Origin of the sequence: Moraxella nonliquefaciens, from assembly GCF_001679005.1 — a bacterium.
Taxonomy (GTDB): Bacteria; Pseudomonadota; Gammaproteobacteria; order Pseudomonadales; family Moraxellaceae; genus Moraxella; species Moraxella nonliquefaciens.
In genome coordinates, this window is the sequence record NZ_LXTW01000034.1 from 1 (window position 1) to 21,412 (window position 21,412).

The 21,412-nt window shown below is 44.1% G+C and carries 22 protein-coding genes and 2 tRNA genes; 9 read left to right on the forward strand and 15 right to left on the reverse strand.

The window, feature by feature from the left end:
• Positions 1–127: 127 nt before the first annotated feature.
• Together rpsU and A7456_RS09770 are read right to left on the reverse strand one after the other, a co-directional pair.
• Entirely contained in the window at positions 128–343 is a 216-nt protein-coding gene (rpsU, locus tag A7456_RS09765) for a 30S ribosomal protein S21 (protein WP_062499344.1), read from the reverse strand.
• Positions 344–498: 155 nt separating this feature from the next.
• A complete protein-coding gene (locus A7456_RS09770) occupies positions 499–1,407 on the reverse strand; it encodes a DUF808 domain-containing protein (protein WP_066892247.1) in 909 nt (302 codons plus the stop codon).
• Between the two features lie 271 nt (positions 1,408–1,678).
• On the opposite strand from A7456_RS09770, the gene A7456_RS09775 reads away from it, so the two are divergent.
• The 3 genes from A7456_RS09775 to A7456_RS09785 all read left to right on the forward strand — a co-directional run bounded on the left by A7456_RS09775 (position 1,679) and on the right by A7456_RS09785 (position 4,559).
• Entirely contained in the window at positions 1,679–2,578 is a 900-nt protein-coding gene (locus A7456_RS09775) for a DsbC family protein (RefSeq protein WP_158512520.1), read from the forward strand.
• Between the two features lie 232 nt (positions 2,579–2,810).
• Entirely contained in the window at positions 2,811–4,112 is a 1,302-nt protein-coding gene (locus A7456_RS09780) for a homoserine dehydrogenase (RefSeq protein ID WP_066888498.1), read from the forward strand.
• 141 nt (positions 4,113–4,253) lie between these two features.
• Complete coding sequence (locus tag A7456_RS09785; protein ID WP_066892253.1) at positions 4,254–4,559, forward strand: hypothetical protein; 306 nt, start codon at positions 4,254–4,256, stop codon at positions 4,557–4,559.
• Between the two features lie 76 nt (positions 4,560–4,635).
• On the opposite strand, the gene A7456_RS09790 is transcribed toward A7456_RS09785, so the two are convergent.
• Positions 4,636–5,367 (reverse strand): SPOR domain-containing protein, encoded by a 732-nt coding sequence (locus A7456_RS09790; protein ID WP_067010186.1) that lies wholly within the window; start codon positions 5,365–5,367, stop codon positions 4,636–4,638.
• 289 nt (positions 5,368–5,656) lie between these two features.
• Positions 5,657–7,165 carry a sodium/proline symporter PutP gene (gene putP / locus A7456_RS09795; protein WP_067010189.1) on the reverse strand — a complete coding sequence of 503 codons (1,509 nt, stop codon included), beginning with the start codon at positions 7,163–7,165 and terminating at the stop codon, positions 5,657–5,659.
• A gap of 277 nt (positions 7,166–7,442) precedes the next feature.
• Between putP and A7456_RS09800 the strand changes: the two genes are divergently transcribed.
• From A7456_RS09800 to A7456_RS09810, 3 genes are all read left to right on the forward strand, one after another.
• Positions 7,443–8,111 carry a 50S ribosomal protein L25/general stress protein Ctc gene (locus A7456_RS09800; protein ID WP_066892262.1) on the forward strand — a complete coding sequence of 223 codons (669 nt, stop codon included), beginning with the start codon at positions 7,443–7,445 and terminating at the stop codon, positions 8,109–8,111.
• A 70-nt stretch (positions 8,112–8,181) separates the two neighbouring features.
• Complete coding sequence (pth, locus tag A7456_RS09805) at positions 8,182–8,763, forward strand: aminoacyl-tRNA hydrolase (protein WP_082995569.1); 582 nt, start codon at positions 8,182–8,184, stop codon at positions 8,761–8,763.
• On the forward strand, positions 8,760–9,734 hold the full coding sequence (locus tag A7456_RS09810; protein ID WP_066892267.1) for a tRNA dihydrouridine synthase: 975 nt from the start codon (positions 8,760–8,762) through the stop codon (positions 9,732–9,734). The genes pth and A7456_RS09810 overlap by 4 nt, the downstream gene beginning before the upstream one ends.
• Before the next feature lie 83 nt (positions 9,735–9,817).
• Here the strand turns inward: A7456_RS09810 and murA are convergent, their stop codons facing one another.
• The 4 genes from murA to A7456_RS09830 all read right to left on the reverse strand — a co-directional run bounded on the left by murA (position 9,818) and on the right by A7456_RS09830 (position 13,231).
• The gene (gene murA / locus A7456_RS09815) at positions 9,818–11,080 is read right to left on the reverse strand and encodes a UDP-N-acetylglucosamine 1-carboxyvinyltransferase (protein ID WP_066892269.1); all 1,263 of its coding nucleotides are present in this window, start codon (positions 11,078–11,080) and stop codon (positions 9,818–9,820) included.
• A 290-nt stretch (positions 11,081–11,370) separates the two neighbouring features.
• Positions 11,371–11,613 (reverse strand): BolA family protein, encoded by a 243-nt coding sequence (locus tag A7456_RS09820; RefSeq protein WP_066888514.1) that lies wholly within the window; start codon positions 11,611–11,613, stop codon positions 11,371–11,373.
• Positions 11,614–11,779: 166 nt separating this feature from the next.
• Entirely contained in the window at positions 11,780–12,742 is a 963-nt protein-coding gene (locus A7456_RS09825; protein WP_067010195.1) for a BON domain-containing protein, read from the reverse strand.
• Positions 12,743–12,772: 30 nt separating this feature from the next.
• Complete coding sequence (locus A7456_RS09830) at positions 12,773–13,231, reverse strand: YraN family protein (RefSeq protein ID WP_067010198.1); 459 nt, start codon at positions 13,229–13,231, stop codon at positions 12,773–12,775.
• A 101-nt stretch (positions 13,232–13,332) separates the two neighbouring features.
• Here A7456_RS09830 and rlmH point away from each other — a divergent pair, with 101 nt between their 5' ends.
• Together rlmH and ribF are read left to right on the forward strand one after the other, a co-directional pair.
• Positions 13,333–13,812 carry a 23S rRNA (pseudouridine(1915)-N(3))-methyltransferase RlmH gene (gene rlmH / locus A7456_RS09835; protein ID WP_067010201.1) on the forward strand — a complete coding sequence of 160 codons (480 nt, stop codon included), beginning with the start codon at positions 13,333–13,335 and terminating at the stop codon, positions 13,810–13,812.
• Positions 13,813–13,932: 120 nt separating this feature from the next.
• Positions 13,933–14,952 carry a bifunctional riboflavin kinase/FAD synthetase gene (gene ribF / locus A7456_RS09840; protein ID WP_227713283.1) on the forward strand — a complete coding sequence of 340 codons (1,020 nt, stop codon included), beginning with the start codon at positions 13,933–13,935 and terminating at the stop codon, positions 14,950–14,952.
• A 113-nt stretch (positions 14,953–15,065) separates the two neighbouring features.
• Here the strand turns inward: ribF and A7456_RS09845 are convergent, their stop codons facing one another.
• Complete coding sequence (locus tag A7456_RS09845; RefSeq protein ID WP_067010204.1) at positions 15,066–15,770, reverse strand: CHAP domain-containing protein; 705 nt, start codon at positions 15,768–15,770, stop codon at positions 15,066–15,068.
• A 229-nt stretch (positions 15,771–15,999) separates the two neighbouring features.
• Here A7456_RS09845 and A7456_RS09850 point away from each other — a divergent pair, with 229 nt between their 5' ends.
• Positions 16,000–16,512 (forward strand): hypothetical protein, encoded by a 513-nt coding sequence (locus tag A7456_RS09850; protein WP_067010207.1) that lies wholly within the window; start codon positions 16,000–16,002, stop codon positions 16,510–16,512.
• 244 nt (positions 16,513–16,756) lie between these two features.
• Here the strand turns inward: A7456_RS09850 and lpxC are convergent, their stop codons facing one another.
• From lpxC to A7456_RS09880, 6 genes are all read right to left on the reverse strand, one after another.
• The gene (gene lpxC, locus A7456_RS09855) at positions 16,757–17,686 is read right to left on the reverse strand and encodes a UDP-3-O-acyl-N-acetylglucosamine deacetylase (protein ID WP_067010329.1); all 930 of its coding nucleotides are present in this window, start codon (positions 17,684–17,686) and stop codon (positions 16,757–16,759) included.
• Positions 17,687–17,806: 120 nt separating this feature from the next.
• Complete coding sequence (locus A7456_RS09860) at positions 17,807–18,517, reverse strand: metal-dependent hydrolase (RefSeq protein ID WP_066888524.1); 711 nt, start codon at positions 18,515–18,517, stop codon at positions 17,807–17,809.
• A gap of 62 nt (positions 18,518–18,579) precedes the next feature.
• Positions 18,580–18,655: transfer RNA gene (locus A7456_RS09865), tRNA-Glu, on the reverse strand.
• A 78-nt stretch (positions 18,656–18,733) separates the two neighbouring features.
• Positions 18,734–18,809, reverse strand: a tRNA-Ala gene (locus A7456_RS09870).
• 134 nt (positions 18,810–18,943) lie between these two features.
• Positions 18,944–20,449, reverse strand: a complete 1,506-nt coding sequence (gene gltX, locus A7456_RS09875; RefSeq protein ID WP_067010210.1) for a glutamate--tRNA ligase — start codon at positions 20,447–20,449, stop codon at positions 18,944–18,946.
• A 76-nt stretch (positions 20,450–20,525) separates the two neighbouring features.
• Positions 20,526–21,287, reverse strand: a complete 762-nt coding sequence (locus tag A7456_RS09880; RefSeq protein WP_067010213.1) for an endonuclease/exonuclease/phosphatase family protein — start codon at positions 21,285–21,287, stop codon at positions 20,526–20,528.
• Positions 21,288–21,412: the final 125 nt, after the last annotated feature.

Sequence of the window (21,412 nt, forward strand, 5' to 3'; positions counted from 1 at the left end):
TCGCAGGTTTACGGCGGTGGGGATAAAAAAGCATTCAATTTTGAAACACTGTCCAAATCTTACTTTTGGGTATGTTTCATTGATGAATGCTTTTTGTGGCAAAATACCAATGGGCTTTTACATGCGATTAGTATTTACGTACGGTACGTGCTTGCTCACGCCATACTTTTTTCTTGTAACGCTTGACCGCAGCGGCTTTTTTACGCTTACGCTCTTGGGTTGGTTTTTCGTAGAATTCTTTTTTGCGTACATCAGCCAAAACGCCTGCTTTTTCACAAGCACGTTTAAAGCGACGAATGGCAATGTCAACAGGTTCGTTTTCTTTGACCTTTACAGAAGGCATGGGTTACTCCGATTATCAAGACAGCTAAGGCATCAATTTGGCTGTATGTTATAATTAGCTGGTACGGTCTTGGCGTAGGCATCAGCTCAAATTGGAACAAGGTGTTTTTACAAAACCTGCCGATTATAACAAATATCCACCGTAAATACAAGCGTTCATGTCTTAATTTTCTTAAATAACACCACCCCCATCAGGGCAACACAACCAGCAATAAAACCCACCATGCCATGATAAATCATCTGGGTCAGACCAGCAAACACCCCCGATAAATGTGATAAATGCTCGGCTTGATGATGAAGCATGTCCACACCATGCACCAAAATGCCACCACCAACCAAAAACATGGCAAGTGTGCCTGCAACAGACAAGAATTTCATCAGCAAAGGGGCAAAACCAAGCAACCAATTGCCCATTTTTTGTTTGATTGGGTCAGGTTGTGCCACCCAGTGCATCCCCACATCATCCATCTTGACAATCACCGCCACCAGTCCGTACACGCCCACCGTCATCACAACAGCAATGGCAGAAAGTGCCAACGCTTTGGACATAAAGGTTGTCTGTGTCATTGTTCCAAGCGAGATGACCACAATCTCTGCTGATAAGATAAAGTCAGTAGCGATTGCCCCTTTGACTTTATCTCTCTCCAATGCCACCAAATCCTCATCATTGGCGTTGGCTTTTAGATGTGCCTCATGAATTTTCTCACCATCTGACTCATGGGGCAAGAGTTTGGGGGCAAATTTATGAATGACTTTTTCAGAACCTTCATAGCACAAAAATAAGCCTCCAATCATCAACAAAGGTGTAATAAGCCATGCTGCCATCGCACTCATGCCAAGAGCAGCAGGGACAAGGATGCACTTATTGATAAATGACCCTTTTGCCACCGCCCACACCACCGCAAGCTCACGGTCAGCACGCACGCCCGTTACCTGCTGAGCGTTTAATGCCAAATCATCACCCAACACGCCCGCTGTTTTTTTGGCGGCGACTTTGGTCAGCACCGAGACATCATCTAGCACCGTTGCGATATCATCTAATAGTATAAGTAAACTGCCTGCCATGTTTGCCCCAGTTTTAGTCCAATTTATAAATATGGTGTTGCAAAAGAACTATTTTAACACAACAACGTGAATATTTTTTGATAATCAGCACCCAATCATCCCATCCAACGCATCATCTGCCACACTAGGGATTTGTAAAAACCAAAAGTGAGTAAAATGGTGCGTAAAATAATGAGTATTCTGCTTTTTATTTGAAGATTTTCATGAAAAATGCACATGATAAATACAAAAGACAAGCACATCCTAGTAAAACATGGAAAAATTTGGTATAATGAACCATTTTTCCTTATTATCATTATCGTTTATCATCATGACCATCAAACTTCACCCATCTATCACCCCAACCCCATCTATCGCCCTAACGCTCATCATGACCGCCTTACTGCTTGTTGGATGCAACCAAAACAGCAGTACCAACACAGACAATACAACAGCCACCTCAGACCAAACCCAAGGGGCAAATGCCGAGCCAATAAACAATGCCCCTGCCCACAATGATGACCCCAATCATCAGCCCGATGTCGCCCTTGCCCTACAAAACAACCTAAACAACTCAGGTCTAAACGCTCAGGTTCAATCTGTCATTTTAACTGACATGCCTGAGATGTATTGGGCGACTTTGGATGGTTTTTCACCATTTTTTGTTGATAAAACAGGTACTTATGTCATACAAGGTGCGGTCATGAAATTAGGCGATGGCGGACCTGTGGACATCAGCAGTGCCATGATGTCAAAAGCGGTCGTCTCTGAACTACAAGCCGTGGACAAATCCGAGATGATTGTATTCCCTGCCAAAGGCGAAACCAAAGCATCCATCTATGTGTTTTCAGACCCTACCTGCCAGTATTGTCAGCTCCTACATAAAGAGATTGACCAAACCAATGCCGCTGGCATTGAAGTGCGTTATTTAGCATGGCCTCGTGGTGATTCTATGGTTGGACTCACAGAACGTGTATGGTGCAGCAGCGACCGTCAAGCCGCTCTAACCGATGCCAAAAAAGGCAAAAATATCACTGCTTCAAGCTGTGATAATCCTGTACGCAAACACATGGCACTGGGTCAGAGATTAGGTGTATCAGGCACTCCTGCTGTCTTTGCTGAAAATGGACAACAGCTTGGGGGCTATCTACCATCGGCTGAGCTTGCCAAACAAGCCATTGCCAATCGGTGATTTGGACTGATTTAAAAAATCAATCAACAATCAATCAAAAAGGCTTAATAAAAGCCTAAAAATAACACCACGCTCATCAAGCTCCATTTTGTTTGGGATAATTTTTACAAATAATTTTGACAAAACTCTTAAAAATTTTTACAAACCCCTAGCATAAGCCACAAACTTATGATAAGTTAAGCAATTGGTTTTTACCGTCAATTTTTGTTATAGATAACCAGTTGGGGCATTCATGAAAGATAAAATTAATATTGCGGTTTTGGGTTTGGGTACGGTTGGTACAGGCGTGGTCAACCTGCTAAAAGATAACGCCATTGAGCTGTCTCGCCGTAGCGGTCATGACGTTTGTATCACTCATGTTGGCACAAGGCGACAGCGAGATGACATTGACCCCATCATCAAACAAAGTGATGACTTGATGGCAATCGCCTCTGATGATGATGTGGACATTGTCATTGAAGTCATTGGCGGTAAAACTGTTGCCAAAGATGTCATCATTCATGCCATCAAACACAAAAAACACGTTGTTACCGCCAATAAAGCCCTGCTTGCTGAGCATGGCAATGAAATTTTTGGGCTTGCTGAAAAACATGGTGTGCAGGTGCGTTATGAAGCGGCGGTGGCAGGTGGCATTCCCATCATCAAAATCATCCGTGAAGCCCTAGCCGCCAATAAAGTGGACTGGGTAGCGGGCATCATCAACGGTACAGGTAATTTTATCTTAACCGAAATGCAACAAAAAAACCGTCGTTTTGGTGATGTATTAAAAGAAGCCCAAGCCCTAGGCTATGCCGAAGCTGACCCCACTTTTGATGTTGAGGGTATTGATGCCGCCCACAAATTATCTTTGTTGGCATCGATTGCCTTTGGCATTCCCTTGCAATTTAACAAAGTGTACTGTGAGGGCATTACTAAGATTAATTTACAAGATGTGATTTATGCCAAAGAACTTGGCTACACCATCAAGCACCTAGGTTTTGCGTTTCGTCGTGAACATGGCTTTGAACTGCGTGTACACCCTACGCTTATCCCCAACAGCACCCTACTTGCCAATGTCAACGGCGTAAAAAATGCCGTCATGGTGGATGCTCACCCACTGGGGCAGTCGCTTTATTATGGCGATGGGGCAGGTGCAGGAGCGACAGCATCGGCGGTTATGGCAGATGTCATGGACTTAATTTATGTCATCAATGCCAACACTCCAAGCGATGTGCCACATTTGGCATTTGTGCCCGAAGAACTCTCCGACACTCGCATTTTATCTGGCGATGAGATGACCTGTGGCTACTATCTACGCTTGACCGTCAAAGATGAACTGGGTGTACTGGCTGACACCACTCGCATTTTAAGTGAAAATGGCATTAACATTGATGCCATCATGCAACGTGATGCCCACAAATCAGGGCTGGTGCCTGTCATTATCTTAACTTTGCCTGTGCTTGAATCAAGGATGAACAAAGCCATCAAAGAGATAGAAGCTCTTAGTGCGGTTACTGAACCTGTGGTACGTATTCGCCTAGAAAGTCTGGATTAGTAAATCCAAAATCAGTGATTTAACACACACAAAAGGCAATCGCTCAAATCACAAATGGTCAGATTTACTATGATAATTGTCAATGCCCTACCATTTGTGGCATAATAGCACCATTTAAATAGTCATCTCTTAGGAGTTCTTATGAAAGCCAAATTATTTACCGCCATCATCAGCACCAGTTTACTTCTTAGTGCCTGTGGCGGTCATAACCATCCAAAGGCTGTGGATAAGCTAGAAGAAGCCAAAAGCAATGCCATCGCCAACGCTCCAAAATCAGAAGAGATAAGATTTGATGACCACGGACAGCCTACCATGGGCAATGTTGGCGGAGCAACAGGCACGGTCGCTCCCACCACCACAGAGACAACACCAGAGGCAGAGCCTAAGGCAACTGACGAAGCCCCACAAACCAACACCACCGCTGATGCTACCGACACCCAGCAATGACAATACCAACCAAAAACACAACACCGCCTGCCCTCACATTTAACAAGCGGTGTTTTTTTAGCAACACTCCCAACACTCAACGCCTTTGCTCTACCACAAGCGAATCTATGCCATGACTGCTTAATTTTCTACTGGTAAAAATGGCCTCTTCTTTGGAATGCATAACATCAGAGATGACTTGATACAATGCCACGCCATCATCAACACGCTTGACAACTCGGGCATTCACCCCTGACATCATGACCTCAGCACGCATGCGGTCAGCTTCATCAGGGCTGTCATAACTGCGAATCTGCAAGATGTAGTAGCTGTTATTGGGTGCTGTGATATGAATACTGTCTCCCACATGATCATGTACGTCATCATAGGTCAGCTCTTCTTCTGTGATAAGCACAGCATCAGTCTGCCCTGCTGATACATTCTCTTGCTTGGGTTTGGTTGCATCACTTTGCTCAAAGACAACCACAGCATCAGGTGCGACATCGGGTTTTGTTATTAGCTCATCACCTTGCTTGGCACTTTCAATATCTGTCATGCTCTTGCCTGTTTGGAATTCACGAGTTGGCAAAACTTCATAAAACTCAAAATCATCGGGTGTGTTTGTTTGGGGCAGCGGCTCAACCTTAACGGGTGCATTGACCTCAACGTCGGTCTTAAAGCCATCAAATAAAGGAGACAAATATAAGAAAAATCCTATCATGACAGCAATCAGTGCTCCCACAAACATCCAAAGCAGACTGATAAGTCCTGATGATGTACGAATCTTTTGTTCACGACTGACTGGTTTATCATAAGGTCTTTGGGGCATAACATACCTTTATTTTTATGGTTGGCTGTTTATTTTTTAAAAATACATTTTAGTATAATCATTTTTTTAAATATTTTTATAAGAATATTGTAACATTTTTTAACGCCATAGCATATGGCACATATTCATCATACGATATTTTTTAGAATAAACCATTAATTTACAGTCCGTTTTGGTGTTTAAAACATCCCATGCCCGCCTTACTTGAATTTAGGTTTTTATTTTTTGGGTAAATGAAGAAAAACCCCCAAAAGCCGATCAGCTTTTAGGGTTTTTAAAATGCCGATTTTTAGGCCTTTAATTGACGTTGCATGTCATCAAACTCAGCCATAATCTTGGTGCTAGGCGGTGCTGTCATGAGTGATACCACCACAGTGGCGATGGCACTAAACACAAATCCGGGCATGATGGAATAAATGGCATCATTGGCAGGCGCCCCACCAATCTCAATACCCCCATACACCCAAATAATAACAGTCAATGCCCCAACAACCATGCCCGCCAACGCTCCTTGATAATTCATGCGTCTCCACATGAGCGAGAGTATTACCAAAGGGCCAAACGCCGCCCCAAAACCTGCCCATGCATGCGAAACCATCTGTAATACCGAGCTGTCTTTGTCTCCTGCCAACATGATTGCAAGCATCGCCACCAACACCACCGAAATGCGTCCGACCATGACCTGACGAGATTGAGATGCTTCTTTGTCCAAAAACAGCTTATATACATCACGGGTCAATGAACTTGACACCACCAACAGCTGACTGGATATGGTACTCATAATCGCTGCCAATATCGCCGCCAACAAGAAACCGCTGATAAGTGGATGAAACAAAAGCTGTGAGAATACCAAGAAAATCGTCTCGGGGTCATTTAGGTTCATGCCCTTATTGTGGATATACGCCACGCCCGACACACCAACCAATAAAGCCCCTATCAAACTCAATATCATCCAACTCATGCCAATGCCACAGGCCACAGGCACGTCTTTCACCGAGCGAATCGCCATGAACCGCACGATAATGTGTGGTTGCCCAAAATAACCCAAACCCCATGCTGCCAGCGAAATCGCTCCCATGACACTCACACCACTCATGACATTAAACAACTCAGGATTGACAGCATGTGCCACATCCATGCCAGCACTGATGCCACCGATTTCATTGAAGGCAACAAATGGCACAAGTAGCATGGCGATGAGCATAATCACCCCTTGGACAAAGTCGGTCAAGGATACCGCCAAAAATCCACCAAAGAGTGTATACGCCACGACCACACCCGCTGTTACCCAAAGACCCAAACCATAATCAAGCCCCAGTGAGCTTTCAAAAAGCTTACCACCTCCGACCAAACTTGCTGCCGTATAGACGGTAAAGAATATGATAATCACGATGGCGGATGCCATGCGAAGTAGGTGCGTTTTATCATCAAAACGGTTGGCAAAAAAGTCAGGTAAAGTAACGGCGTTACCTGCCACCTCAGTATACACACGCAGGCGTGGGGCGACCAGCAGATAATTGGCGAATGCCCCTATTGTAAGCCCGCCTGCTATCCATAAACTCACCATTCCTGATGAGTACATATAACCGGGCAGACCAAGCAGTAGCCAGCCAGACATGTCCGATGCCCCTGCTGATAATGCCGTTACCGCAGGCGATAAGTTGCGTCCGCCAAGCATGTAACCCTCAACGTCATTTTTTTGTTTAAAATAGGCATACACACCAATGGCAACCATGCCCAAAAAATAAATTGACAATGCAATCCATACACCAGCTCCACCTGTTGTTACAGCATCCATGACACACTCCTTACATTATTTAACAAAAAGTAACCCAAGGATTATAACAAAATTAAATTCATTTGCAAATAGGGATGACTCATCAAAATACTCACCAATTTTAAAGAATCATCGCCAATTTTAAAGAATCATCACCAACTCACTAATGCTCTGACCGACTTTAAAAAATCACTTGTCATATCAGAAGAATTATTTTATAATAGCTAGCTATTTTGCACTTTTGTGTGATGATTGGTCGAAAATCATCATTTTTGTCGCCTTTATATAGGAAATCCTTATGAGCTATACTCTAAATGCGGTAGCACGCACTACCGATGAGCAGGGCAAAGGTTCGAGCCGCCGCCTGCGTAAAGCCAACCTAATCCCTGCCATCGTATATGGCGGTGATGCCAAGCCACTGTCTGTAAGCGTCAAGCTAAATGAATTGGTAAAAGCCATCCAAGATGAGAGCTTCTTTTCAAGCGTAACCACACTGGCACTAGATGACAGCGAAAACGAAGAAGTTATCATTAAAGCCTTACAACGTCATCCTGCAAAGGGCACTCCGTTACACGTAGATTTTCAACGTGTTGTTCGTGGTCAAACCATGCACTTTACTGTTCCTGTGCATTATACTGGCACTGCCAAAGGCGTTAAAGCAGGCGGCGTCCTACAAACCAACGTAACCGAACTAAATATCAACTGCTTGCCACGCCAATTGCCAGAAGCCATTGAGGTGGATGTTACTGATCTGGAAATCGGCGATCTGCTTCGCTTCTCTGACATCAAACTTGCTGATGGCATCACCATCGTTGAGCTTGACAGCAACGCTACTGACCGTGTAGTGGTTAGCGTACAAGCACCAACCATGCCTACCGACGATGAAGAAGCAGTAAGCGAAACCGAAGAAACAACAATCCAAACAGTCGGCGAAAGCGAATCTGACAAGGATACAGACGTCGAATAAGCCGTTACTTATAACAAAAGCCAATGGTTCATCTATTGGCTTTTTGTTTATTTCATCATCCATGGGGACAATCATGATAAAACTCATCGTCGGTTTGGGCAATGTTGGAGCAGAATATAAAGACACTCGCCACAATGCAGGATTTTGGTTTGTGGATGCTTTGTCTGATAAATTTGGCATCATGCTCACCTATGATAAAAAATTTCACGGTAGTGTTGGGCGTGGCACGATAGTTGGGCAAGACATTCGTCTACTGACCCCAAGTACATTCATGAACCGTTCAGGACTGGCGGTTGCTCCCCTTGCCAAATTCTACAATATCGCCCCCCATGAGATACTCATCGCCCATGATGAACTGGACATATCAGCAGGCAGTCTACGTCTTAAAAAAGGAGGTGGACATGGTGGACATAACGGCTTAAAGGACATCATACCACACATTGGGGCAGATTTTTGGCGGCTGCGTGTTGGTATTGGCAGACCCACTCATTCATCCATGGTAAGCGGTTGGGTACTCTCAAAACCCAGCAGTGATGACCGTATTTGTATAGACAGGACGATAGAATATGGCATAGATGCCTTAGAGATACTCATAAAAGGTGATGAACAAAAAGCCATCAGTCTTGCCAATGGACTAAAACTGCCAACATGAATACTTTTGCCCATTTGTTCGCCAAACCTGTCCGCCTGCTTGCCCCCATGGAGGGCTTGACTGACCCACTCATGCGACAGATTTTAACGCAAATTGCCCACGATTTGGGGCGACCTTATGATTGGTCAGTGAGTGAGTTTATCCGTGTTACGCATTATCCTTTGCCTGCCCATGTGTTTTATAAATATGTGCCAGAGCTGTACACAAATGGCAAAACCACAAATGGCACGCCCATACATGTTCAGCTTTTAGGCAATAACCCTAAAACCATGAGTCAAAGTGCGGTTACGGCGGTATCGCTTGGGGCGTGTGCAATTGACTTAAACTTTGGTTGCCCTGCCAAAACGGTCAATCACCACAAAGGCGGTTCGGTACTGCTTGATGAGCCTGATACGCTACACACCATCATCTCTGCCGTACGTAAGGCTGTGCCTGCCCACATTCCTGTATCCGCCAAAATCCGTTTGGGCTATGCCGATATGGGTAAAATGCACGATATCGGACAAGCGGTCAAATCTGCCAACGCAAGCTGGCTTACCATTCACGCACGCACCAAAGTACAAGGCTATAAGCCACCTGCTTATTGGGATAAAATCGCTCCCTTTACCGAACTTGGGTTACCCATCATTGCCAATGGTGAGATTTGGCATGCCAAAGATGCCCACAACTGCATGATTCAGGCAAACACACCCCATCTTATGCTGGGGCGTGGAGTGGTAACTCGCCCAGACCTTGTAGCAAGCATTGAACATGGAGATACAGTCTTGACATGGGCAGAGCTACTTCCCTACCAAATCACCTTTTTAAATGATGACACCGACAACCAAAGCGGACTCATCGGACGCTATAAACAATGGCTAGGCATGCTCACCAAAGGCTATCATGAAGCCGAATGCCTGTGGCATGTCATCAAAAAAGAAAAAGACAAGATGCAAATCATCTCACACCTATCTGGGTCGGTGCTTACCTAACTTATAGACCAGATGCAACATAAAACAATCACTAAAAATCATCTTTTTATTTTAGCACCATCTTAGTGTTCATAAGTACAACATTAACTTTTAATCCGCTCAATATTCACACCAAGCGAGGTCAGTTTATTCTCAACGTTATCATAACCTCTATCAATATGATAAATGCGGTCAATGATACTCTCGCCATCAGCACACGCCGCCGCCATAACAAGCGACATGGATGCACGCAAATCAGTCGCCATGACAGGGGCAGGCATAAAACAATCCACACCCGTAACAATGGCGGTATGCCCATCAATGCGAATATTTGCCCCCATGCGATTGAGTTCAGGAACGTGCATAAAGCGATTTTCAAAGATATTTTCAATGATGGTGCTGGTGCCATCTGCCACACAACATATCGCCATGAGTTGGGCTTGCATGTCAGTTGGAAAGCCAGGATGAACCTGAGTGCGAATGTCCACCGCTTTGGGTCTGCCTTTCATCACAGCACGAATCCAGTCATCGCCTGTGGTGATGGTTGCTCCCATGGCCTCAAATTTGTTTAATACAGGGTATAACAGCTCGGCTGATGTGTTGGTCGTTAATACATCCCCCTCACTCATCAAAGCCCCTGCCAAATATGAGCCCGTTTCAATGCGGTCCGCTATCACGCCATACTCACAGCCATGCAAACTCTGCACGCCTTTGATAATCATGGTTGGCGTACCAATACCATCAATCTTTGCCCCCATGGCAACCAGCATATTTGCCAAATCAACCACCTCAGGCTCACAGGCACAGTTTTGCAAGCGGGTTGTGCCACGAGCAAGGGCTGCCGCCATAATGACATTTTCGGTGCCGCCAACGGTTACCATATCAAAGGTAAAATCACAGCCCATCAAACGCCCTCCTGTTGGTGCATGAGCCTTGACATAGCCATTTTCTACCACGATGGTCGCCCCCATCGCCTCAAAAGCCCTTAGGTGCTGATCCACAGGGCGTGAACCGATAGAACACCCCCCAGGTAGCGACACTTCGGCTTCACCAAAACGCCCAAGCAATGCCCCCAGCACCAAAATAGATGCACGCATGGTACGCACCAGTTCATAGGGGGCATAGTAATTGGTGATATGGCGAGCATCTGCGATGACGGTATTGCCTTCCTTTTTGACATTCACACCCATGCCACTCATAAGTTTTATAAGCGTATCGGTATCTTTTAGTGTAGGAACGTTGTGTAATACTGTCTCATCATTAGGCAGAAGCATGGCAGCAAGCAGTGGCAGAGCGGCATTTTTTGAACCAGAGATGGCAACCTCTCCTGCGATGCGACTTTTGCCAATGATTTTAAATTTATCCATGATGATCTCTATCAATATTTATTAAAAATGGTTGTGTTGGGCGTGTCTGCTTTAATATCTATAATAAAATAGCCATTTGGCAACATAACAACAAAGCAAGTATCTGTTTTGTAATAAAAAACACAGACTGATGGTCGTTTTGATGGTCGTTTTGTTAGATGAGTTTATTTTGACCTATTTTTAAATCATAAGTCATATGATAAAGGCTAGGCATGCTCAAAAATACCCACCACAAAACGACAAATACCCAATGACACAGGTGGCATCTTGGTCATTGGGTGCTGAATTGGTTAGGATTGGCGGGCTTGATATTCAGCATGGGTCAAGGCGTGAATGGTCAAGGCGTGCATGGCACCACTTTGGATGTGCTGATTGGCAATGGCATACACTGCTTGTTGGCGTTGTACCAAACGTTTACCATCAAAGCCATCATCAACAATAAGCACTTCAAATTTATTGCCTTGATTTACCGCTTGAATCTCGGCGTTAGGAAAATGGGGGCGTAATAAGGCGATTAAGTCATCTGCATTCATAAAATTCTCTATCATTGATGGATTATTGATTGATGGATTATTGGGATGGTGGTGATTGGTCTAAAACAATAAAAAACGTCTCACTACAAAAACCATTATACCAAATTTTGTGCTTTTGCAACACCACCCATCCAAAATGTAACAATTCATCATTCATGGTTATCAACTAAGGACTGCTGGTATTGTTATACAAATTGACATAGCTTGATGTTGGATTGCCATCCATAAATATTACAGGAGCATTAGGGTGATGGACGCCTGTCGGTGTCTGCGTTGTTGGCTTTGGTTTGGGCATGCTTGACTGGGATGGGTATGAGGTCTGTAAGTCTTGGGCGTTAGGATACATGCTGTATGGATAGCTTGTGGTTGCCGTGGAACTGCTGGGGGTGCTGGGATAGACAGTATTTTCTGTGTTATTTACTGTATTATTTTCTATATTACCGCCGTACATCATGCCTTCTGCATGTGAGTTATTTTCGCTCACAACCGCATTTTCTGTTAAGCTCAGCTGTGATACGTCACCATCAATACGAGTGGTTAGCACTCGCACCCCCTCCATGCCCTGCACCGATGCGATGGTATTGATGATGGTCTGCTCTTGTTGGGCGGTCAAAAATCCCAGTAGATATGCCATGTTATCACGCACTACCAGCTTGTATTGAGAAGGATGCACGCCACCTGTTCCTAGGATTTTAGCAATGATTTTTGATTTTAGGTAATTTTCATGCAAGGTATGGCTTTGGGCTTTGGGCGTGGCGGTTACCGTCAGATAGTTATAGACTTTTTTAACATCATGAATGGATGAGATCATATTTGCCACGTCTGTTTTTACCTGCTCGCTTGGCACTTCACCTGTTAGCAACACCTCACGGCGAAAACTATCAATACCAATGCGGACGCTGTTTTCACTCACACCATGAACATTGGTCAGATTCTTATGACTGGTGCGTTCAATGGCCTCATCACTAATGACCTCAGGGAGGGTGCGATACATGACAGGCACGCCATAATAACCGCTGTTATTATTGCTGTTGGCATTTTGTGTGGCACAGGCACTAAGGAGCATGGCAGGCACAATCAAGCATGTAAACGGTCTTAATAATGAATTCTTAATCGTTTTGGCAGACATGGACTTTTCTTGATAATCTATTTAATTGTCTCATTCTACCAAAAAGGCGTTTTTTAGCCAATGGGTTTTTGTCTGATTTTCACCACTTTTTTTGTCTTTTTGTGATTTTGATGGCACGTCAAAGGCAATCACGTCAAATCGGCATGCCAAGGCTTGTTTTTGACTGTCAGTTAGCCCCAGTTTTTGTATAAAATCATCGCCATAGACCAAAAAATGCTCAGCTGTTTTTATGATTTTCTTTTGCTTAGCACACGTTACCGCCTCCATCGCTTGCCCATAGTAAGCATTAGGATTCATCTGACGCATTTTAACCTCCACAAATACAAGTGTCGGACACACCCCACCTGCCTGCCGTGGTTCATCATGATAGGCGATAATATCAATCTCTCCCATACCATATACAGTGTAGTTGGTTGTGATGATAGTAAGTCCTTGTTGCACCAAAAAACCTTGGGCAAGCTGTTCATAATGGCATCCGATGGCTTTCATGGCACACTAAGCTAAATAACCTAGCATAACAAATTTTATAAAACTTTACCAATTATTTGTGATTTTTATTTATAATACACTTTTTCATTTTGACAAATACCATGAAATTAAGAATCCTAAGTGTCGGACACAAAATGCCTGCATGGGTACAAACAGGCACAGACGAATACACCAAACGCATCCAACCAATGATAAGCACTGACATCATTGAGATAGCTCCTGCCAAACGCACCAAAAATCCATCGCCTGCTGAGATAGAAAAATACAAAAGTCAAGAAGGGCAAGCCATCTTATCTGCTCGCCTACCCAAAGAAAAACTCTGGGTGCTGGACGTCAAAGGCAACATGCTCTCTACTCAAAGTCTGGCTGGGTGTCTGGAAAGTGCCATGACAGACGGTGCTGACATTGCTTTGGTCATCGGTGGGGCGGACGGGGTGTCGGCGGACGTACTAACGCAGGCGGATTTTAAATGGTCGCTGTCGGATTTGACCTTGCCCCACCCTTTGGTGCGAGTGGTGCTGATAGAACAGCTTTATCGGGCGATGAGCATTATTAATAATCACCCCTACCATCGGGCGTAAGTGGAGCGTGGCTTTTATGCCAATTTTTACAAAAAATAGGGCGTATCTGCCTTTGGTATTGGTGATAAAAATTCATGGGATGGTCATCATAACAAATTTATGGCAATTTTTTGTGAAAAAATGATGAATTTCGCCTATAATATGCCCTTTGTCCGCCCATTGTTCACTTTCATGCAAATCATTGACCTAGACCCACACATTCCCATCGCCCTACCCCCACACGCCTTGACCATTGGTAACTTTGATGGGGTGCATTTGGGTCATGAGGCGATGCTTCAAACCCTACAAAAAGATGCAAAAAATCAATCCCTTGCCACAGCTGTCATGGTATTTGAACCACAGCCTAGGGAATTTTTTAACCCACAAAATCCCCCTGCTCGCTTGACAAATTTCACCGAAAAAGTTGCTCTGCTAGATAAGCATGGCATAGATTTTATCATCAAGGCAGATTTTAATGACGATTTTCGCCACCTATCCGCCCACGCCTTTGCCATGCTTTTGACCACACTGGGCACACAGCATTTGGTGCTTGGTGATGATTTTCGTTTTGGGCATGACCGTATAGGTGATAAGGTTTTTTTACAGAATTTGGGATTTGGTGTAGACAGTCTTGCTACCATTACTCATGATAATGCACGCATCAGCTCAACGGCGGTACGTGAAGCATTGGCACAGGGTGATTTAAATGCCGCCAAAATCATGCTTGGGCGGGATTATGCCATGACAGGGCAAGTGATACATGGCGACAAAATTGGGCGTACACTTAATTTTCCAACTGCCAACGTCGCCTTAGGCAGATTAAAACCTGCTATACAGGGAGTTTTTGGGGTAGATGTTTTGGCGGATAAAGACGGTCAAATGATTGATTTATATGTCTTAGGAGGTGGCATCAAAGGGCAGACCATGAGCAGTCTACTAGGAGCGGTCAATGTTGGTAAACGCCCCAGCGTAAATGGCACGGATTATCGCTTGGAGGTGCATCTGCCTGAATTTAGAGGTGATTTGTATGGCATGACACTTACCGTGATTTTTAAAAAATACCTACACGGTGAGCGTCATTATGAGAGCTTGGCAGATTTAAAAGATGGCATAAACAAGGACGTAGATGAGCTTATGGCATGGCGTAATGCTTTGATATAACGCATGACTGGGCGTACAAATACACCCTATTTAGCGCATGGCACGCCTGCCTTTAAAATAAACCAACATAAGCACCCAATAAAAAGAGCGAATACATCGCCCTTTGTCTTAGATTATTGTTCGTTCATCGCAAGCATTGTGCCTGTATTTGCCGTAGCATCTAGGTGGCGAGTATCACGCCATACACTGTATCCATTATGGTTGCGATAGGGGCTAAAATTGGGCTGGCGAAAATCTGATACCCACTGATTACCATCATAGATTTGGATGTGACCGTGCGGATTTTTACTGGTGCGATTAAAGACCGCCACGTCGCCAATTTGTGGTTCATAGTTGTCATGATTAATGCGGGTAAAACCTGCACTGGCAAGCGTGCCATTGGCATACTGATAGGCAGATGTTTGAGGGGTAAAACTATAACCAGCTGATTGTAGTGCCTTACGCACATACATGGCACAGCGACCCACACTCCTGCCATGAGCGGCACGGGCAGCCAAACGGGCGGCGGTGGCAGGGGCAGAGCCATTTAAAGCAGCAACTGCACTGCCTGCATGATTGCTTGTTGAGAAGTTGGTGAGTGCTTGGGTATTGGTGCTAAACCCTTGGGTCAGACGAGAATTACTTTGTGATGCTCCCACCAGCTCATTAATGGCAGTGTCAAGCTCAGCATTACTTAGCGTTTGAGTGGACACAGATGGTGCGATGATGTCTATTTGACGCTCACCATTGGCAGATGAGATGGTGATTCTGCCACTTTCTGCATTTGCACCGACCATTGTAAAGGTAATTGCCGACATTAACCAAAAGAGTTTTTTCATAAAATTGCCTCGCATCAATCATGCACGACGACACAGTCATACTGTGGTGTCATCCCCTGTTCACATGAGTGATGTTAAATGGATTAGTTTTGTTAAAGCCCAGGTTTATGCCATACGCATCCGAACGTACCTTTTAGCTCAATTTCAATCAAAGGTATTGGCATTGAGCAGATGGCGTGATAAACTTAGCTCTTGGACACCATGTCCGTCAGTTTTTAAAGGTATCGTGATGAGTAATGATTTATATCTAAAAACCCATTTTCCAAACCACCTTGCCAATTATACCGAAAAACAAGCGGCGGCAGGGGCGAAACTTCCCAAAGAACTTAGCAGACAACTTGCCTACTTTACCCACTTAACCAATCTGTGCATTCCCCTACTGTCAAGTGTATTAGGCGAGCTTAGCAATCAGATACAAGTGGTGTATGCTCATGATGATAAAATCACCTTAGCACTACCAACAATCACAGCCGCCAATCATGTACGTTATCTACATCAAGAATGTCTGTTGGCACTGCATGGGCATTTAGCATTTGGTCAGTTTTCAAAAATAAAGGTTATTGTCAATCACAAGATTCATCGGATTGGCGGTCAAATTACCAATCAAGAAAATACCCAAGAAAAACCATTAAGCGAAAACACGGTGCAAACTATAACACAGACTGCTAAGCTTGTCATCAAGAATCCAAGTTTACAGGCGTCCTTCATCAAGCTCATTCAGACAGCCGCCATCAAAGCATGACGGTCGTTCTTAAATTGGTGATTTTTGCAAGCTCTTTGTAAGTTTATGTAAATAAATTCGCCAATATTCACAAAATTTTTATAAAACCATCATCAAAAATCCGAAAAAATATCCAAAAACCCCCATCAATACAACAGCGAATCATGATTGACTCGCTGTTATTTTATTACACTGAATATTGATTAATTTTTGGCTTTATTACCGAAATTTTTCCATAGGCTTACCAAACTTTAACTGACCATCTCTAAGCATCATTGTCATTTAAAGGTTTTTTGGGTGAAATAAACGCTATCGGACAGCTGTTTTTGTCATAATTTGTTACAATTTCGTAGGCATGCTCATCCGCCAGTACAGTGCGAATGAGCATGTTATTTAGGGCATGACCTGATTTGTAGGCATCAAACTTACCAATGATATTATGCCCAATGACAAACAAATCCCCCACCGCATCCAACAGTTTATGGCGGACAAATTCGTTAGGATAACGCAGTGTGCCATTAACCACCGATGTCTCATCAAGCACCACAGCATTATCCATACTGCCCCCTAAGGCAAGATTGTGCTTTTTTAGCATCTCCAAATCCTTTAAAAAGCCAAACGTGCGGGCCTGACCCACTTCATGGGCAAAATTGGCGGTATTAAAATCCAGTGATGTGGTCTGTTCGGTCGCTTTGATGGCAGCATGATTAAAATCAATCTCAAAATCCATCAAAAAACCATCATCATAAGGGCTAAGCTGTGCCCATTTGTCTTCATTGCTCACACGTACGGTTTTTTTGACTTTTAAAAAGCTCTTGGGAGCGGGCTGTTCTGCCACACCTGCTTCATCAATCAAAAACAAAAAGGGTGCTGCCGAGCCGTCCATAATCGGAATCTCAGGGGCATTGACTTCTATATACAAGTTATCCAGTCCACACGCTGACACCGCAGAGAGTAAATGCTCTATCGTGCCAACTCGCACATCACCTGCCACCAGATTTGATGACATCATCGTATCTTGGATGAACATGGCGTTCATGGGGATGGGGGTATTGTCAAGGTCAGTGCGTATGAAAACAATGCCTGTACCAATAGGGGCAGGTCGCAAGGTTAGCAGAACTTGCTTGCCACTGTGCAGCCCGATGCCTGTGGCAGTGATGGGTGTGGCAAGAGTGCGTGCAGGATAATAGGTCATGTTAGTATTATCATTCATGATAAATTCATCTGTTAGCATATCACGCATTTTATCATCTGATGACTGATTTGTCATCATGGCAGACTTGAATGGGCATGGATTGATAGAATGAACATGCTTTTACATGGCATGGGGAGCAAATTTTTGTATCCATGCCTGTATCAAGACACGAACGCTATTTAGAGCAGGCTGATGCTCAGGAGCATACAAAAACAACAGCAGGACGATGATATAGAGTATGATATAGCGTAAGGGTTTTTTAGATTCAAAGAGCTTTAATGCCGTGCCTGCTGATTTTTTGAGTCTAAGACCCAACACATTGACGCTGTATAACTCATCTAATGCCAAATGCACCATCGCTCCGATGAACAAAAATCCCCCCAAAAGCCAGCTTAATTTGGCGGTCATGCCAAAACCATAAAACGCCCCATGCACCACAAACAGTCCGCACATGACCATGTACGGTACCGAATGTATCATACCTCGGTGCACCGTCAGATGGTTAAATAGTCCAATCACACCATAACGCATGACCAAAAACACCACACACCACACCATAAATGCTCGCTCTGTCAGCTGTATGGCTGTCGGTTCATAAGTGGTATACAAAATGGCACTTAGCGTAGCGACAAACAAAGAGATGAGTACAAAAAAACGCTTGGCGGGAATGGATGTTTCAAGGTCAATATCAGGCAGTAATCCACCAATCACCCCCATCATCAAACAAAAAATTGCCGCACCAAACCCAAATAACCCACCCAAAAAGCCAAACATAACAAGGGCGGTACTGGTGATGACAGCAACGGTCAAATGCGTGGTGAAATTTGCCATAAAGTGAAAAACCTACCGACATAACAACAAATCCCCAAGTGATGACTTGGGGATTTAGAATGTGGCACTCCATAGGGGATTCGAACCCCTGTTACCGCCGTGAAAGGGCGATGTCCTAGGCCTCTAGACGAATGGAGCGTAAACTTAACGAAACCAATACAAGATTGCTCAAAGAGCGTGCCTAGGTGCTTGTATTTTTAACTTCCCAAATGGAAGTGGTGGAGCTAAGCGGAGTCGAACCGCTGACCCCTTGCATGCCATGCAAGTGCTCTACCAACTGAGCTATAGCCCCTTTGTTAAGGTGGGCGTATTATATAAAAGACCCGATGGCTTGTCAAATACTTTTTTTAAAAAAGTTTAAAAGTTTTATAAGCCATTGATTTTATTAAATTTATAAATGACAAGTACGCTTAGGCTTCATCTAACTTAGGCTTCATCTAAAAAGTTCGGTAATGACTTATTAACCTCCTCTAACTTTTTTAGTTTCTTTTTGCCAAACCCACCTAACACCTCACAAGCATGACGCAAGCGTGCCAAAGTCATGTCCGCTCCGATGACATACATGGCATTCATGATGGGTGTTCCAGACGTTGAACCTGCAATCGCCACAAAAAACGGTTGCATAAAGTCTTTTAATTTAATATCAAAATGAGATGCCAGACCTTTTAGGGTTTGATAAATGTTATTCTCGCTCCACTCGGACAAGGCTTCTAGTTGCCATGTGGCAAGATAGAGAATTTCAAGCAACGTCTCATCATCTAACGACTTGTGAGTAAAATCTTCTGCCCTAACATTTGGCAAATTTTGAAAATAAAACCCTGCCCAATTTACCGCATCAGACAACACATTAATGCGTGGAGCGATGGCTTTGGCGATGGCGGTCAGTTTATCATCATCGCTTGCCCATGCCAAAATCTTAGCCTTTAACTGCTCTGGACTCATCGCACGCAGATACTCGCCATTTAACCAGTAGAGTTTTTCAATATCAAATACAGGCCCACCCAAAGAGACACGCTTGATATCAAAGCTCTTTATCATCTCATCTAAGCTAAACTTTTCCGCTTCGCTTGGCAAGCTATACCCCATACGCCCCAGATAGTTAATCAAAGCCTCAGGCAACACACCTACATCTTTATAATAGGTAATGGATGTGGGATTTTTGCGTTTTGAGAGTTTGGATTTATCAGGATTACGCAGTAGGGGCATGTGGCACAAAACAGGCATGTCCCAACCAAAATATTCGTACAAAAGTTTATGTTTGGGGGCGGAGTTAATCCACTCTTCACCACGAATGACATGGCTGATTTGCATCAAATGGTCATCTACCACGTTGGCAAGGTGATAGGTTGGCAGACCATCTGCTTTTAATAAAACCTGCATGTCCACCGTCTGCCAAGGGATGGTTATCTTGCCACGCAACATGTCATCAATCACGCACTCGCCCTCTGTTGGTACACGCATACGAATGACAAAGGGTTTGCCACTGTCAGCCAGACGGTCGCTGTCTTCACGGCTTAGATTGGCATAACGACCATCATAACGCACAGGCAAACCTTGGGCTTCTTGTTCACGACGCATCTGGTCTAACTCGTCTGTCGTGCAAAAACAGCGAAAGGCATGACCTTTATCCAATAGCTCATTGGCGTATTTTTTATAAATCTCAGAACGCTCAGACTGACGGTAAGGGGCATATGCACCACCCACATCAGGCCCTTCGCTCCATGTCAGACCTGCCCATTTTAGGGCATTTAAAATCATCTGCTCAGACTGGTCAGTAGAGCGAACCTGATCGGTGTCTTCAATGCGTAGGATAAATTCACCCCCTTGTGATTTGGCAAAAACCATGTTGAACAGAGCGATATAAGCCGTGCCAACATGTGGAAAACCTGTTGGGGATGGAGCGATACGGGTGCGAATGGGTTTTGTGGTCATGATAAATTCTCAAAATAAGACATGGTCAATCAAAAAACAGACAAAAAAAATTTGGGATATGATACCAAAATTTGACTTAATTTTCAGCAGTTTTATCAAGCATCAATCTTGCCCCTATTGGCAGATGGTCGGACAAATCTGACCATGGCACACCACCATAAACCTGAGCGGACAGCACGGTCAAATGACGGACATAAATACGGTCAAGGCTTATCATAGGAAATTTGGCAGGAAATGTTGCAGGATGCTTACCGTGCTTGGTATAAAAAACCTCATTTAGCCCCAAATCTGCCATAAATCGCCCTGCTTTTTTTGCCCAATCATTAAAATCACCCGCTAAGATGAGTGGTTTTTCCTTATCAATCTCGCTGTTGATATAATCGCTGATTGCTTGATATTGTTTGGCACGGTCGGTTTCTAGTAGGTTTAGATGGGCGTTTAGCACAACCACAGGCACGCCCCAGCCATCGGGGGTTACCTCGCTGTGTAATACACCTCTTTTTTCTAGGCGTGAGACGGTGATATTGACATTATGCTTGGGGTCTAGGGGATGGCGTGAGAGCGTGGCATTGCCGTGATTGCCGTGCGGATAGCGGACGTTTTCGCCATAACTGTGCGACAGCGACAGATATTCACCAAACCACTCATGGTGCGACTGATTGGGGTATTCATTAAATGAAATGGCTCGTTTTAGGTTTTGACCTTGCACCTCTTGTAGGCACAAAATATCCATGGGTAAATCCGCCAATGCCTGCCCCATGTGTTGTAATTTAACCAAACGGTTTAGGGGCGACATGCCTTTATGGATATTATAAGAGACAATATGAATGGGGTTCATGTTTGATAATCACTGGACATTTAAAGATAAACATATCATGCCTTGATGATAAAAGCAACCTTTTACCTAATACCCACACCTTGTAAAAGTGCGTTTTATCCTTATTAATTATAAACCAAAATTTT

Coding starts and splice junctions, on each gene's coding strand:
- A7456_RS09770 (WP_066892247.1), bottom strand. CDS start 1,407: ATGGCAGGCAGTTTACTTATACTATTAGATGATATCGCAACGGTGCTA.
- murA (WP_066892269.1), bottom strand. CDS start 11,080: ATGGATAAATTTAAAATCATTGGCAAAAGTCGCATCGCAGGAGAGGTT.
- A7456_RS09845 (WP_067010204.1), bottom strand. CDS start 15,770: ATGAAAAAACTCTTTTGGTTAATGTCGGCAATTACCTTTACAATGGTC.
- rlmH (WP_067010201.1), top strand. CDS start 13,333: ATGAAATTAAGAATCCTAAGTGTCGGACACAAAATGCCTGCATGGGTA.
- A7456_RS09820 (WP_066888514.1), bottom strand. CDS start 11,613: ATGAATGCAGATGACTTAATCGCCTTATTACGCCCCCATTTTCCTAAC.
- lpxC (WP_067010329.1), bottom strand. CDS start 17,686: ATGACCTATTATCCTGCACGCACTCTTGCCACACCCATCACTGCCACA.
- A7456_RS09790 (WP_067010186.1), bottom strand. CDS start 5,367: ATGCCCCAAAGACCTTATGATAAACCAGTCAGTCGTGAACAAAAGATT.
- A7456_RS09785 (WP_066892253.1), top strand. CDS start 4,254: ATGAAAGCCAAATTATTTACCGCCATCATCAGCACCAGTTTACTTCTT.
- A7456_RS09810 (WP_066892267.1), top strand. CDS start 8,760: ATGAATACTTTTGCCCATTTGTTCGCCAAACCTGTCCGCCTGCTTGCC.
- A7456_RS09775 (WP_158512520.1), top strand. CDS start 1,679: ATGAACCATTTTTCCTTATTATCATTATCGTTTATCATCATGACCATC.
- A7456_RS09800 (WP_066892262.1), top strand. CDS start 7,443: ATGAGCTATACTCTAAATGCGGTAGCACGCACTACCGATGAGCAGGGC.
- A7456_RS09860 (WP_066888524.1), bottom strand. CDS start 18,517: ATGGCAAATTTCACCACGCATTTGACCGTTGCTGTCATCACCAGTACC.
- putP (WP_067010189.1), bottom strand. CDS start 7,165: ATGGATGCTGTAACAACAGGTGGAGCTGGTGTATGGATTGCATTGTCA.
- A7456_RS09825 (WP_067010195.1), bottom strand. CDS start 12,742: ATGTCTGCCAAAACGATTAAGAATTCATTATTAAGACCGTTTACATGC.
- A7456_RS09830 (WP_067010198.1), bottom strand. CDS start 13,231: ATGAAAGCCATCGGATGCCATTATGAACAGCTTGCCCAAGGTTTTTTG.
- A7456_RS09880 (WP_067010213.1), bottom strand. CDS start 21,287: ATGAACCCCATTCATATTGTCTCTTATAATATCCATAAAGGCATGTCG.
- gltX (WP_067010210.1), bottom strand. CDS start 20,449: ATGACCACAAAACCCATTCGCACCCGTATCGCTCCATCCCCAACAGGT.
- A7456_RS09780 (WP_066888498.1), top strand. CDS start 2,811: ATGAAAGATAAAATTAATATTGCGGTTTTGGGTTTGGGTACGGTTGGT.
- ribF (WP_227713283.1), top strand. CDS start 13,933: ATGATGAATTTCGCCTATAATATGCCCTTTGTCCGCCCATTGTTCACT.
- A7456_RS09850 (WP_067010207.1), top strand. CDS start 16,000: ATGAGTAATGATTTATATCTAAAAACCCATTTTCCAAACCACCTTGCC.
- rpsU (WP_062499344.1), bottom strand. CDS start 343: ATGCCTTCTGTAAAGGTCAAAGAAAACGAACCTGTTGACATTGCCATT.